Origin of the sequence: Paenibacillus sp. FSL H8-0317 (assembly GCF_045040685.1) — a bacterium.
In the GTDB taxonomy this organism is placed as follows: Bacteria; Bacillota; Bacilli; order Paenibacillales; family Paenibacillaceae; genus Paenibacillus.
The window spans coordinates 2119636-2132774 of record NZ_CP150294.1 but is presented as its reverse complement, the minus strand read 5'-3'; the positions used below and the strand labels follow the sequence as shown (position 1 = coordinate 2132774).

At 45.7% G+C, this 13139-nt stretch carries 14 protein-coding genes; 6 read left to right on the top strand and 8 right to left on the bottom strand.

Annotation, left to right across the window (positions count from 1 at the left end; translation table 11 throughout):
* Positions 1-111 precede the first annotated feature (111 nt).
* The 4 genes from MHB43_RS09970 to MHB43_RS09955 all read left to right on the top strand — a co-directional run bounded on the left by MHB43_RS09970 (position 112) and on the right by MHB43_RS09955 (position 3708).
* Positions 112-1743 carry a thiamine pyrophosphate-binding protein gene (locus MHB43_RS09970; RefSeq protein WP_405131846.1) on the top strand — a complete coding sequence of 544 codons (1632 nt, stop codon included), beginning with the start codon at positions 112-114 and terminating at the stop codon, positions 1741-1743.
* A gap of 12 nt (positions 1744-1755) precedes the next feature.
* Positions 1756-2124: a carboxymuconolactone decarboxylase family protein gene (locus tag MHB43_RS09965; protein ID WP_017689521.1), complete on the top strand. Its 369-nt coding sequence runs from the start codon at positions 1756-1758 to the stop codon at positions 2122-2124.
* A 186-nt stretch (positions 2125-2310) separates the two neighbouring features.
* Positions 2311-2661, top strand: coding sequence for a hypothetical protein (locus MHB43_RS09960; protein WP_339183626.1), 351 nt, complete (start codon positions 2311-2313; stop codon positions 2659-2661).
* Between the two features lie 54 nt (positions 2662-2715).
* A complete protein-coding gene (locus MHB43_RS09955) occupies positions 2716-3708 on the top strand; it encodes a 3-oxoacyl-[acyl-carrier-protein] synthase III C-terminal domain-containing protein (RefSeq protein WP_339183624.1) in 993 nt (330 codons plus the stop codon).
* A 215-nt stretch (positions 3709-3923) separates the two neighbouring features.
* Here the strand turns inward: MHB43_RS09955 and MHB43_RS09950 are convergent, their stop codons facing one another.
* The 7 genes from MHB43_RS09950 to MHB43_RS09920 form a co-directional block, all read right to left on the bottom strand.
* Positions 3924-4493 carry a manganese catalase family protein gene (locus tag MHB43_RS09950; protein WP_339183622.1) on the bottom strand — a complete coding sequence of 190 codons (570 nt, stop codon included), beginning with the start codon at positions 4491-4493 and terminating at the stop codon, positions 3924-3926.
* Positions 4494-4515: 22 nt separating this feature from the next.
* Positions 4516-4791: a spore coat protein CotJB gene (locus MHB43_RS09945; protein ID WP_339307667.1), complete on the bottom strand. Its 276-nt coding sequence runs from the start codon at positions 4789-4791 to the stop codon at positions 4516-4518.
* Positions 4781-5020 (bottom strand): spore coat associated protein CotJA, encoded by a 240-nt coding sequence (locus tag MHB43_RS09940; protein WP_179088483.1) that lies wholly within the window; start codon positions 5018-5020, stop codon positions 4781-4783. Before MHB43_RS09940 ends, MHB43_RS09945 begins: the two co-directional genes overlap by 11 nt.
* A 267-nt stretch (positions 5021-5287) precedes the next feature.
* The gene (locus MHB43_RS09935) at positions 5288-6640 is read right to left on the bottom strand and encodes a hemolysin family protein (protein WP_339183617.1); all 1353 of its coding nucleotides are present in this window, start codon (positions 6638-6640) and stop codon (positions 5288-5290) included.
* 46 nt (positions 6641-6686) lie between these two features.
* Complete coding sequence (gene yfkAB / locus MHB43_RS09930) at positions 6687-7823, bottom strand: radical SAM/CxCxxxxC motif protein YfkAB (RefSeq protein ID WP_405131845.1); 1137 nt, start codon at positions 7821-7823, stop codon at positions 6687-6689.
* Positions 7824-8044: 221 nt separating this feature from the next.
* Complete coding sequence (locus MHB43_RS09925) at positions 8045-9166, bottom strand: HD-GYP domain-containing protein (RefSeq protein ID WP_405131844.1); 1122 nt, start codon at positions 9164-9166, stop codon at positions 8045-8047.
* Between the two features lie 73 nt (positions 9167-9239).
* The gene (locus MHB43_RS09920; RefSeq protein ID WP_405131843.1) at positions 9240-10670 is read right to left on the bottom strand and encodes a bifunctional metallophosphatase/5'-nucleotidase; all 1431 of its coding nucleotides are present in this window, start codon (positions 10668-10670) and stop codon (positions 9240-9242) included.
* 120 nt (positions 10671-10790) lie between these two features.
* Between MHB43_RS09920 and MHB43_RS09915 the strand changes: the two genes are divergently transcribed.
* Positions 10791-11537 carry a molybdenum cofactor biosynthesis protein MoaE gene (locus MHB43_RS09915; protein ID WP_339183608.1) on the top strand — a complete coding sequence of 249 codons (747 nt, stop codon included), beginning with the start codon at positions 10791-10793 and terminating at the stop codon, positions 11535-11537.
* 123 nt (positions 11538-11660) lie between these two features.
* Complete coding sequence (locus MHB43_RS09910; RefSeq protein ID WP_221823089.1) at positions 11661-12710, top strand: HD-GYP domain-containing protein; 1050 nt, start codon at positions 11661-11663, stop codon at positions 12708-12710.
* 160 nt (positions 12711-12870) lie between these two features.
* Here MHB43_RS09910 and MHB43_RS09905 read toward each other — a convergent pair whose 3' ends face one another.
* Positions 12871-13011, bottom strand: coding sequence for a hypothetical protein (locus MHB43_RS09905; RefSeq protein WP_017689533.1), 141 nt, complete (start codon positions 13009-13011; stop codon positions 12871-12873).
* Between the last annotated feature and the right edge of the window lie 128 nt (positions 13012-13139).

Here is a 13139-nt window from a genome sequence, read left to right as displayed (position 1 = left end):
TCCTAATAACAATGAATATTTCCTCTTACAACCTTAGATAGTAACTTGCATTCAACAAATGGAATATGCGTATGGTTCTAATAACCTATTTCATGAAGCGAGGTGTCCCGCATGAGAACAGTTGCGGACTATTTGGCAGAAACTCTGCGTAATCTAGGCGTTACTCATGTCTTTGGTATTATTGGTAAATCCATCTGCCCTGCTGTACTGAAAATGGTGGATTACGGATTAGAGTTCATTCCAGGCCGTCATGAATCCAGCTCAGGTTTTGCCGCATCCGGTTATGCATTACAGACGGGTAAACTCGGCGTTGCCTTTGCCACATCCGGTCCAGGCGGAACCAATCTGCTTACTGCAGCAGCCCATGCAAAGGCCAACAATCTGCCCGTTCTATTTATTACGGGTCATCAATCCATCCAGGAACTGGGGCTACCTCAGTGCCAGGATTCCTCTTCCTATCTGGCTGATCTAGCCGAGATGTTCCGGCCTGCCACATTATTCAGTAAACTCGTTGAGCGTGGAGATCACTTCGGCACCCTACTGAATCATGCCTTATCCATTGCCCTTGGTCCGAATAAAGGCCCTGTTCACCTCTGTCTTCCTTTTGACGTACAGACTGAATTGTTATCGGAATGCCGGATTATCATTCCCGAACCGGAACCTCTTTTTAGTATATCTAACCTGAATCGTATTTTCCCTCTCATTCAACAATCCAACCGCCCTTTAATTATTGCTGGTAAAGGTGTAAGTCGTGCCAGAGCCCATGATGAATTGCTTCAATTGGCCGAATCGTTCAACATTCCTGTCATTACTACGCCTGGTGGAAAAGGAGCGATTGCGTGGGACCATCCCCTGTACCATGGACCTTGTGGTGTTGGAGGATTTCCACATGCAGACGACATGTTGAACCAAAGTGACCTTTATATTGTACTCGGTTCACGTCTGAGTGATATGACCCTATGCAATCTGAAACCTGAGAACCACCCGGCACACCTCATTCAATTTGATACTGATCCTACATTTGTGGGTAAGATTATGAGCGCTCAAACCTTACATATCACCGGTGATTTGAAGGACAACCTGCAATATTTGCTGGGCACATTAGAAGAACTTCCTACTCCTGTGAGAACCACGGCACCCATCGATTACACTGTCCCTTTACCAGATCTCCCCCAACTGTCTCTGGCTTCTGTGTTAGACGGAATGAGCGATCTGCTTCCGTACGATCATAAGCTTTTTGTTGATGATGGCAGCCACGGATTTCATGCGGTCCAGCGATATAAAGTCAAGAAACCAGGCAGCTTTGTGTTTGACGCTTACTTTGCCTGCATGGGTAATGCCATTGGTATGGCGATAGGTGCAAAGACCGCTTCACCTGAAGAGACCGTCGTATGTATCACCGGGGATGGATGTTTCATGATGCTGGGGACGGAGATCCATACCGCGGTATGCAACAATCTGAACGTCATCTTCATTGTCGTTAACAACAAACAACTGGATATGGCTCTCAAAGGAATGAAAAAAACAACAGGCAGGATCGATGGCACCTTATTTGAGGTTCCCATGGATGCAGCCAAATTCGCCGAATCTCTGGGAGCTGTCGCTTTCCGGGCAGAGACACATGAAGAATTCTCATCTGCGCTGAGCACAGCCCAAACGTTGAATCAGGTGACTGTCATTGAGCTTCTGACTGATCGAGATGAAATTCCACCTACGGCTCACCGCACCGTAACTTTGAATTAGGAGGAGCATATCATGAGCGAACATGTAGCTCAGGGACTGGACCGTTTTGCTAAACTTTCTGGTGAGTACGGCGCAAGAGCCCTTGCACCAATCAAGGAGCATTTTCCCGAATTATCTGAATTTATTATGGGGACAGCATATGGGGATATTTTTCAGCGCACCACCATTACGGATCAATGGAAGGAAGTCGCTATCATATCTTCGTTGATCACCCAAGGACAGTATGAACAACTAGGCGTGCATTACACGATGGCTCTGAGTGTCGGGGTAACTGTAGATCAACTCAAGGGGATATTGCTACATTTGGCTCCGTGTGTGGGTGCTCCGCGGATCATAAGTGCGTTTAATATTTTGCTTGCCACCTTGGATGAAATACAGTAATTCACTTTTCTACATTTTTATACATGATTCGACTTTTTTATTGATCTTTTTACATTCCTACCTTTATAATATGGTTAAATTATCCTTCGAACCAGCTCGCATCTTAGAAGCCTTTAGTAGAGGCCCAATGGGCTGTGTATCCATTAACAGGATAGCCTTAACTCATTTAAAGGAGAGAGATCAAGCATGGGAAATTTCATTCTGAAGACTGACGTACCGAACAAGGTGTTAAACATTGAACTGGAGGGTTCTTTCTCCCAAGAAGACGGTTTGCGTTCCATCTCGGCCTATCAGGATACGATCGCTCCTATTAATACCAAGGAGTATAACCTGAACATCGATTGCAAAAAGTTGAATGTTACGGCTCCGGAGATTGTGCCTCTTCTGGAAGGCTGCCTTCAAATGTTCAAAAAAGATGAATATAAAAAAATCGTGTTGACCCTCGAGAACAACGCGATTCTAAAAATGCAGTTGTCCCGGCTCGGACGGTCAGTCGGTCTGGACAATCTCGAAATCATCTCTACCGTTACCACTTAATAAACCAGGCGGACAAGCTGAGAATTCACCCTTCCGCTCAAGAGGAGAATGAAGATGGCCGGAATTCGTATTGTAGATATCGATATCTATCATCCAGCAACCAAGGTGCACAATGATTTTTATATTGAACATTTTGATGCAAGAGGTGTAGATATTCGTGGATTGTTACAGGCACTTGGTCGTGATACACGTTATAAAATTGACAACGATGACGAAAATTCACTAAGCATGGCCTTTGAGGCAGCCAGTAACCTACTGGAGAAAACCGGACTCACCGGTGCAGATATTGATCTGATTGCTTATGCAAGCCAAACGCCAGAATACATCTTTCCTACGAATTCCCTGATGATTCACCGCCTGATTAACGGCGCTTCTCACACGATCTGCATTGACAGCAACGCCAACTGCGCAGGCATGACAGCAGCTTTCGAACAGGTTAGCCGGCAGATGCTGGGCAATCCTCGCATTCGTCGTGCCTTAATCATCGGCTCGGATTACGTGGCTCCTCACGCCAGCCCGGACGATCCCGTATACTTCGCCAATTTCGGTGATGCAGCAGCGGCGGTTATTGTGGAGCGGGATGAACATGCTGTCGGTTTCATTGATTCAATCTATCAGACGGATACGTGTGTGTATGGTAATTCGCTCTTTCCTGCAGAAGGCCTGGCTAAACTGGGCAAAACGGGTGTAGATGCGGGTGCTTTTCATGTGAAATTCATACCATTCGATGATTCCATCTGCGTGGATGCCGCTTCGGAGTCCATCCGTACCCTGTTAACACGCAACGAGATTACACCAGACGAGATCAAAGCCGCCTGCTTCTCTCAACTATCCATTAGTAATATTCGGGCTGTATCCGAGAATGTCGGCATTGCTGATGATATTGCCGTCTACATTGGCGATGAATTCGGATATACCTCAACCAGCAGTCCATTCATTGCATTGCATCGGGCGGTTACAAGCGGTCAGATTCAGCGTGGTGACAAAGTGTTGTTCTGGACGGTTGGAGCCGGGTGGCAAAATGTAGCCATGGTGGTAGAATACTAGGCTAGCCTTTTTCGCCATCATATCTTTATTCAGCAGAATAATAACTAGGACGATCCCTTTTATTTTAATTCAAAAAGGATCGTCTTTTTATTTGAACGGAATCCTCACTCCACCACGTATACTGCTTCTGGCTTTATTAACTAACTCATAGTAATTAACTCAAAGCAAAAAGCAGCCCTATCGGACTGCCAGACTTCTGCTTCTATACCAAACGTTCAGAAAATCTTCTTTGTCTCGCGATCGTCTTTCAGGATCTCTACAGCCTCCCGGAAACGCAAGGAATGCACGATCTCCCGTTCCCTCAGGAATTTCAGACTGTCCTGCAGATCCACGTCATCCGTCATGTCGATCAACCATTGGTATGTAGCCCGGGCCTTCTCTTCCGCTGCAATGTCTTCGTACAGATCCGCAATCGGATCACCCTTGGCTTGAATATACGTAGCGGTAAACGGTACACCTGCTGCATTGCTGTAAAAAAGGGCCTTATCATGATTAACGTAGTGAGCAGCCAGCCCGGCTTGCTCCAGCTGTTCAACTGTAGCATCTTTAGTCAGCTTATAGATCATGGTTGCAATCATCTCGAGGTGGGCAAATTCTTCTGTTCCAATGTCGTTTAACAGGCCGATAATTTTGTCTGGAATCGTATAACGCTGGTTCAGATACCGCAGAGCAGCTGCCAATTCCCCGTCTGCTCCACCATACTGCTCCATCAGTAATTTGGCCATATGAGGGTCACATTTACTCACTCGAACGGGATATTGTAGCTTTTTCTCGTATACCCACATTGCAAGACTCCTCCTTTAACGTTTATACCTGCCAAGGCCATGGTGTCTGGGACCACTCCCACGGATATTTCGAGAAGGCGTGACCAAAATTCATCAGCGGTCCATACAGCTGTTGAAACTCATGAGCTACCCGCATTCGCTCCTGGCTGAACTTGTTGTACTGCTCAATGCTTTGGAAGTCACCTGGATGGGTATCCAGGTACAGATTCAGTTCCACTAACACGAAGCCCAGCGCCTGAAGTTCTTCCAGCAACTCGTAGTATTTTGCATCACAGGCTTTCGGTGCTTCAGGTTCCATCTGCCTCCACCTTCCTCTCCTTTGATTTCTTGGATGTGTAAGGGCTATATAATGCAGGCCATAATGTTCCCAGTCTTAACGCTTCTGCCGGACTGTATTGCGGCCAACCCATGGGCTGGAAAGGTATAAACAACTGCGGTGGAACAAGATACGTGCGGATTTCCATCGGTTTGCAAGGATCAAACGGCCCCACAAAAGGAGCATAGGCTCGAAGCTGTGGATCCTTCACTCGAAACGCCTCCTTCAACGATGTTTACGTGCATTCCCCATACCATTCAAACCATTGCTTCCCGTCTCTACATGTATATGTTTCAGTTCTACAGGTTAATCCCCATTTATCCAAACTTCATAAAGGAATTTCTCATGCCAACTTCACTCTCAATCAAAAAAGACCTTTGGAAGCACCTCTTACGGCACTTCCAAAGGTCTGTATTTCGTAATATGAGTAACATGTTCACACTTGCTCATCTCACTCATCATCAGATTACTACAAAATCTATTCTACTGGTTTTTCTTCCGAATTCATGTCTTGAGGAACAGATTGTTTGTACACTCGAACCCGGGTAATTCGCAAACGAGTGGACTCCTCCACTTCAAAGACGTATCCATTCAGCTCCCGAGTTTTTCCCTTGGCTGGACTACCTCCAAGCTCTTTAAACAGCCATCCGCCAATGGTATCCACTTCTTCATCCTCAATGATGGCTCCGGTCCACTTATGAACTTCTTCAATAAGCGAACGACCATCAATGGAAAACGAATCACCACTGCGTTCCATATGTGGACGCTCATCCTCAAATTCGTCATACAAATCTCCAACGATCTCTTCCAGAATTTCTTCCGCAGTCAGCAATCCAGCTGTGCCGCCATATTCATCCACAACCAGCGTCATCTGAGAATGTTTCTTCTGCATCAGACGCAGCACATGGCTGATTTCCATAGATTCAGGAACGTTTAAGATTGGACGAACAAGTGAAGCCAGATCATGTTGTTGCTCCGGTTTAGCCAGCAACAGATCAGTGATGTGTATGAATCCGATGATCTCATCCTTGTCTTCTACTGCAACAGGATACCGGGAATGTTTGGTTGCATTAATGATCTCCAGATTCTCTTCCAAAGACATATGCGTGTACAGACAATCCATGTCTGTACGTGGCAGCATCACTTCACGTGCCAGCATATCGGAGAAATCAAAGATGTTGTCCATCAGTTTGATCTCATCTTTATCGATGACACCACTTTTGGCACTCTGCTTCATCAGAATTCGAAGTTCATCTTCCGAGTGAGCTTCTCCTTCACTGGCAGGTTCGATACCTGCCAAACGCAGCAATGCATTGGCCGATACATTCAGTACCCAGATGAACGGGAAGAAGATTTTGTAGAACAACAGCAAGGGTGCAGATAAGAACAATGCCACTCCGTCTGTTTTTTGAATTGCCAACGATTTAGGCGCAAGCTCACCGAGCACAATATGCAGAAACGTAATGATACAGAAACCGATAATGACCGACACGGTCGAAATAAGCCCTGTATCTCCTACACCGAGCTTAAACATGAGAGGCTCAACGAGCAATTCAGAGATGGCTGGTTCTCCCAGCCACCCGAGTCCAAGTGATGTTAATGTAATCCCGAACTGAGTTGCCGATAGATAGGAATCCAGTTTACTATTCACCTTCAGTGCATAACCAGCCAAACGGTTTCCTTCACTCTGCAATTGAGTTAAGCGTGTCTGCCTTACTTTCACAAGGGAAAATTCCGCTGCAACAAATACGCCATTCAAAAATACGAGCAAAAAGACACAGACCAGATTAAATACCAGCTGTCCAAGATGAAATTCAGTATGAATATCCAAGTTGAAACTCCCCTTTTCTATCTATTTCAGGAATACACCTGGAATATCAACGTGTGATTGCCTTTCTCGATTTGAAATCCACACCCTTGTAATACATATCTGCCACTAGCAGGTTTGGTCCGCAACAGGATGCAATATCGCAATGGCAATTGACCGTTTGATTCAACGGATGTTCAGCTGACCATTCATGGAACACATCATCCAGTTTCCGATCACGAATGTTTCCAAACGCCGGGATATCCGCAAAATCCGTCACATACACATTACCCGTGAACATGTTGACGTTAACGCGGTTACGTCCGTCCGGATCGTTACGTACCGTCACATTTGGTTCGCTGTATAAACGGTTGATCAGTTCCCGATCCTGCTCTGCTGCACTGCACGCGAAGAATGGCAGGGTCCCGAATAACATCCACATATCTTTGTCACGCACATCAAGCAAACGATGAATCGCTGCTCTCATATGATCCAGTGATAACACAGGCAGTGACGAAGCAAAGTTCGAATTATACATCGGATGCACTTCATGACGGACACAGCCCATCTCACGAATCAATTGGTGAATACCATCCAGCTTGTCGTGCGTACGGAAATTAATCATCGATTCCGCAGAGATAAACATGCCTGCTTCACTCAGTTTGCGTGAATTTACAATCATTTTCTCATACATTTTCACCGCTACTTCACGTTTCACAGGTCTGCCACTATTCGCAAATCCAACTTGATGGAAATCGTCAGCATTCAGATAGTTGAATGAGATATGCATAACGTCCAGATAAGGTAAAATTTGCTCATACCGGCTGATATCCAGCGTTAAATTCGAATTGATCTGGGAACGAATTCCACGTTCCTTGGCATATTTGAGCAGCGGGATAATCATCTCATCCACTGTTTTCTGGCTAAAGCTTGGCTCGCCACCCGTCAGACTAATCGTCTGCAGATGCTCCACTTCATCCAATCGTTTCAGCATCAGAGGGAGCGGAAGAGCCGGCGCCTCACGCATCGTAAGCATATCTCCCACGGCACAATGCTCACACCTCATATTGCACAGATGTGTCACGGTCATTTCTACACTGGTCAGCACATGGCGTCCATATGTACGCAGAGAACCGATCGGATCCCACGGATCATTCGTTGGCGATAAAGGCATCGGTTGTACCGATCCTGAGTTTAGCATGGTCATTGTTCTTCACCTTATTCCTTTTATTAACCTAAAAAGTTTTATTTACATCATACCTTGTGTTTCTCTTTTTGGAGTTATCTTTTATCATAGCACAATTTTGAATGCTTCGGCATACGTAGACCCTGTCCATTACATGACAAAAAAACGCTCAGGCAACTCTGGACCGAATTACGAAACGGCCCGGATATTGCGACATGAGCGCTAATCAACTTTCAAGTAGTTCAGCTTTCCACCTGTTCACTTTGAGCCACTGATGGTGTATCTTCCACACCCTCTACACCTGTGATCATCACAGACAGTGCTGTAGACAAGTTAATTTCATAAGGCGAAGATAAAGTCTGGCCGTCCGCATCTTTTAGAACACGGATAAGTGGACGTTGAGGAACACGTGAATGAATTGATGCAACTACCCCGACCTCTCCCGTACTGAGCTTGACTGAAATACCTACTGGGTATATCGCGACGCAATCCCTGAACTTCTCCAGCATCCGTTGTTCATAGAGGGTTCCTGAACCTGTATACAACACCTCTACTGCCTGATGCGGCAGCAAGGCTTGCTTGTACACCCGATTCGTTGTCATGGCATCATACGAATCAGCAAGCGCAATCCATTTGGCATATTCATGAATTTCCTTGTCTTTCAAACCAAAGGGATATCCACTTCCATCAATTCGTTCATGGTGCTGCAATGCACAATGCGCGGATAGAAGCGGTATACCTGGTTCGTCTTTGAGAATACGGTGTCCATATGTAGTGTGCTGCTGAATGATTTTGAATTCCTCATCACTCAATCTGGAGGGTTTATGCAAAATTTCTGGTGTAATCTGTGTTTTGCCGATATCATGCAACAAAGCGCCCAGACCAATCTCCATTAACTGCTGGCGTGTGTAACCCGAAGCGACACCAAGAACCAGCGTGTACACACATACATTCAGAGAATGGTTATACAGGTCAAAATCGCTGGAGTTCATGTCCATCAGCATAATCATGGCTTCCTTTTGACTGCCGATGTCTTCCAGAATCGCATTCATCACACCACTAAGCGCTTTACCGAAATGAGGAATCCGATTTTTGGTTTTCAATCCTGACATACTCTGAAATTGCTGTTTGATCTCGACCAGTGCCTTCCTTCGGGTCTCTTCCTGCAACATTTCAGGAACGATGATGTCCTCTGTCGCAGCATCTTTAATATACACATAACCGACCCCGAGATCCTTAAGGCGTCCAATCAATCGACTGTTCAGCTCTACATCCTCACTAAGTAATACAAGGCCTTCTTCACTATAAATACGTTTCCCCAGCTTCATGCCAGGCTGCAATAAGTTTATATGTACTAAACGCACAGCCTATCCTCTCCCGCTCCGTAGATGTAATTACCACTAGCCGCCGCTTCAGCAGAAGGCAAGTACTTTAAATTTAGCTTTGATGCCAGCGGGCTCGCAGGCTGTCGTCCAGAGCCCCTGGTCGTTTTATTTCCGTTTCTAGCAAATCGCGTATGAATTCCGGAAGATGATAGAGCGTACGGGTTCCATGAGCAAGAGGAGGATACCCCACATTGAACGTAAACATGTCCAGTGTCCCAACGATATACTCACATTGTTCGTCCATAGGCTCCCCATTGATGTATATGGTCTGGATCTTCTCATAGGCTGGCGCATGTGGATTGTATTGAACTTCCATTCCGTCCATACATAACGTGCCTAGAATATGACCACGAAAACCAAATCCCACAATGGGCTTACCTGAAAACTCGTCCAACAAGGACTGCTCAAGTGCTTCACGAATATGACTTCCACTCAAGCATATTGTACAAGCATTTATAGGAGATGGACATAGGGAATGCAACATTCCTTTTGTAATATTCCCTTGTGGAAGCTCTCCGAGAAGCTGACCTGCATTCACCAGAGACAGCTGTGCCCCCGTGAAATGACGGACAGCTTGTGCAAGCAATGTTGCAAACGGGGATTCCCGATCATACGTGATAGGCAGCACCCGATCCGTTATCACTGCCGTCTGATTGAGTGTTCTTTCGGCTTCCGTACGATTCGCAGCGATTGCCAGCGCAACCTGATCATCCAGTAACATACTCTTGGCAGCCATACAACCGCTACTTACCAGTTGGAGAGGTTCTCCCACATTTGTTCGTTCCAGAACCACTTTCCCAAGCCATTGGCCAAATTTTCCAGCCCCGCCCAACACGGTCTGACAAATGACTAAAGGCTCTTCGAGAACATGATGGGTATGCCCACCGAGAATAACATCAATTCCAGTAATCTGCTCCGCCAGTCTCCGATCTGTCGAAAGTCCCAGATGTGAAAGAATAACCACCACATCCACTTCATTACGTAATGCTTCCACTTGAACTTTTAATGATTCCACAGGGTCCAGAACATCCCACCCGAGCAGTTCGTAAAACGTGGTAAAAGGGGCCGTTGCCCCCAGCAGACCAACGCGAAATGGACCTTTCTCCACAATCAGAGAAGGTTTCATCCACACTGGTGCAAGTCCAGTATCTTGCTCCACAACATTGCCGCATACCACAGGACACAGAAGTCCAGCGTAGGACTGCGAGAGCTGATCTGGCGTAAAGGTTAGACCTTCGTTGTTACCGATTGTAATGGCATCGTAGCCCGTCAGGTTAATAACATCAACATTAGCCGTACCCAGTGTTCCTTCTGTGTCAACGGCCATCCGGTCCATATGATCGCCAATATCCAGTACTAGAAAGTTGCCACCTTGGTCACGTTCTTCATTAATCATAGCGGCGATGGTGCTCATGGAGCCGAAGTGGCTATGGATGTCATTGGTGTGCAGAATCGTTAACGTTTGCTTCTCCCTGGTGCTCATCACACCGCCTCCCCTGCTCTTCAATAAACGTTCATTCTTCTAATGGATAAGCATAACATTTTCCGCGTCGTTATGATATATTTAAAGGGTTTAGAGATCAAAAAGAGGTGAGTCATATCCATGAAATTGACAATTCAACTATTTGCAGGCATTGCAGAACGTTTAAATACATCCCTTCTGGAGTTTGAGTACATTGGAGACCTTCCAACCGCTGCCGATTTAAAAGAAAAATTGAGTCTGGCCTATCCAGAGGCAGCTTCTCAGATAAGGACATCTTTTTTGGCAGTTAACCAGCAGTACGCTCCTGCCGATACTATACTTAGCTCAGAAGATGAACTTGCGTTAATCCCTCCCGTCTCTGGAGGTGATGGTACGGATATATCCGATGAAAAGCTTCGCTCTACCGTTCCAGAACATCGGACTGAAGATGGCTTATTTCTGATCACAGAGTCCACCTTGTCCGTGGAAGCAACAACGGCGCTAGTGATTACCCCGAATCACGGGGCAGCTCTTACTTTTGTAGGTACGACTCGTGAAATGACTGGTGAACAGCGCACCGTTCATCTTGAATACGAAGCCTATGTGCCGATGGCTCTTTCTCAGATGGCTGCCATTGGTGTGGAAATCTCCGATCGCTGGCCTGGTGTGTTATGTGCAATCAGTCACCGAATTGGCAAAGTGGATGTGGCAGAGATTAGTGTAGTCATTGCCGTTTCCTCGCCTCATCGCAACGACTGTTATGATGCAAGCCGTTACGCCATAGAGAGACTCAAACAGACCGTTCCCATCTGGAAAAAGGAAATTTGGGAAGATGGATCTGAATGGAAGGGACATCAATTAGGACCATGGAACCCCATGGAGAACTAAATAATGAGCCTTTACACCTTTTAGATTGAGTGGGTTAATAGTAAATAAGTCGTTGTCAACCCATTTTTTTCTTGTTATTATAATTATATGTGTCGATATTAGTCGAGAAAAGGTGGTTTATACGTGAGAGTGCATGTTACTGATCTTAAACCGGGTGACCTGTTAAAAAATGATGTATACAACAGTTCGGGTCTCCACATGCTGATGAAAGGTTCCACCCTCAGTGAAGATGACCTATCCAAACTGTTGCAACATGGAATCGAGTACGCAGATGTAGAACACACACCATCCGACCTACACTCTGATGCACAAACCTTACCTTCCGATCAGACCCGTCTGTTAACTAACTTGTTTAACGATACGATCAAAGGTACTGAATCTCTATTTCAACAAGCGATGGAGAAGGGTTTTATTGATGAGACACAGGTCGATGAGATTTTGTTTACCCTAACAGAACAGTTGGAAAAACAAAAAGATGTTGTCTCCTTGTTGCTTATGCTGGACGGGGAAAGCGATTATACGTACAACCATTCATTGCAAGTCGGAATGCTCGCTTTTTATATCGCCGGCTGGATGGGTTACAACCCCGAGGAATGTCTAACGGTAGCCAAAGCAGGATATCTTCATGATATCGGCAAGTCCAAGATTCCTTCTGAGATTTTACATAAACCTGGTAAATTGACCACGGAAGAATTTGACGAAATGAAGAAACACACATTCTATGGGTACGATATCATTAAAGAATCCACGCAGGATGAAATTCTGGCAATGGTTGCACTTCAGCATCATGAGCGCGAGGATGGAAGTGGTTATCCTCATGGACTGCGAGGAGACGAGATCCACCCATATGCGCGTATAACTGCTGTAGCAGACGTTTACAGCGCGATGACGACAAATCGGGTGTACCAGACCAAACAGGAACTGATCTCTGTTCTGTGTGAACTGTACAGTCTCAGCTTTGGTCAGTTAAACGGTGAAGCAACGCAGGAACTGATCAAGCATATGCTACCTAATTTTATCGGTAAAAGGGTTCTGCTCACCACGGGTCAGACGGGACTCATTGTCATGAATAATCCTGCGGATTATTTCCGACCACTCGTTCAGACCTCTACGGCCTTTATCGATTTAGCGAAAGAAAGAGATATTGCTATCGTTGAGATTTATGTACAGTAATGGTGTAACAAGCCTATCTGTTCATTGTACACAACACACAGGATGGATACGAAGCAACAAACAGGAATTAGCTTGAATAACCAACTCATAGGTTGTCATATGACAAAAGGGAAGCCGATTACGGCTTCCCTTTTGTCTATTCCGATTCAATCATGTTGGATTACACGCAGAATGCTTTTGTGATGATAACCAACAGAATGAACAGTACCAAGATTGCACCAGTGTTTGTGAACATATTGTATCCGCCAACGCCGCCTACTCCGCCTACGTTGCCACCACAGCCATATCCTACTTCGCTCATGTGATTGCCTCCTCTTCATCAGGTATACCCTAACATATGACGTTTCCGGTGGAATGAACCGGGCGAACAGGCAACATTCGATAAATGGTTGTCTGTCTGCATCTACCTGAGTGGATCAGCCTTTTACT

What these genes read in the sequence shown, in the direction of transcription:
- MHB43_RS09970 (WP_405131846.1), top strand. Translation starts at nt 112, where the DNA reads ATGAGAACAGTTGCGGACTATTTGGCAGAAACTCTGCGTAATCTAGGC.
- MHB43_RS09965 (WP_017689521.1), top strand. Translation starts at nt 1,756, where the DNA reads ATGAGCGAACATGTAGCTCAGGGACTGGACCGTTTTGCTAAACTTTCT.
- MHB43_RS09960 (WP_339183626.1), top strand. Translation starts at nt 2,311, where the DNA reads ATGGGAAATTTCATTCTGAAGACTGACGTACCGAACAAGGTGTTAAAC.
- MHB43_RS09955 (WP_339183624.1), top strand. Translation starts at nt 2,716, where the DNA reads ATGGCCGGAATTCGTATTGTAGATATCGATATCTATCATCCAGCAACC.
- MHB43_RS09950 (WP_339183622.1), bottom strand. Translation starts at nt 4,493, where the DNA reads ATGTGGGTATACGAGAAAAAGCTACAATATCCCGTTCGAGTGAGTAAA.
- MHB43_RS09945 (WP_339307667.1), bottom strand. Translation starts at nt 4,791, where the DNA reads ATGGAACCTGAAGCACCGAAAGCCTGTGATGCAAAATACTACGAGTTG.
- yfkAB (WP_405131845.1), bottom strand. Translation starts at nt 7,823, where the DNA reads ATGACCATGCTAAACTCAGGATCGGTACAACCGATGCCTTTATCGCCA.
- MHB43_RS09920 (WP_405131843.1), bottom strand. Translation starts at nt 10,670, where the DNA reads ATGAGCACCAGGGAGAAGCAAACGTTAACGATTCTGCACACCAATGAC.
- MHB43_RS09915 (WP_339183608.1), top strand. Translation starts at nt 10,791, where the DNA reads ATGAAATTGACAATTCAACTATTTGCAGGCATTGCAGAACGTTTAAAT.
- MHB43_RS09905 (WP_017689533.1), bottom strand. Translation starts at nt 13,011, where the DNA reads ATGAGCGAAGTAGGATATGGCTGTGGTGGCAACGTAGGCGGAGTAGGC.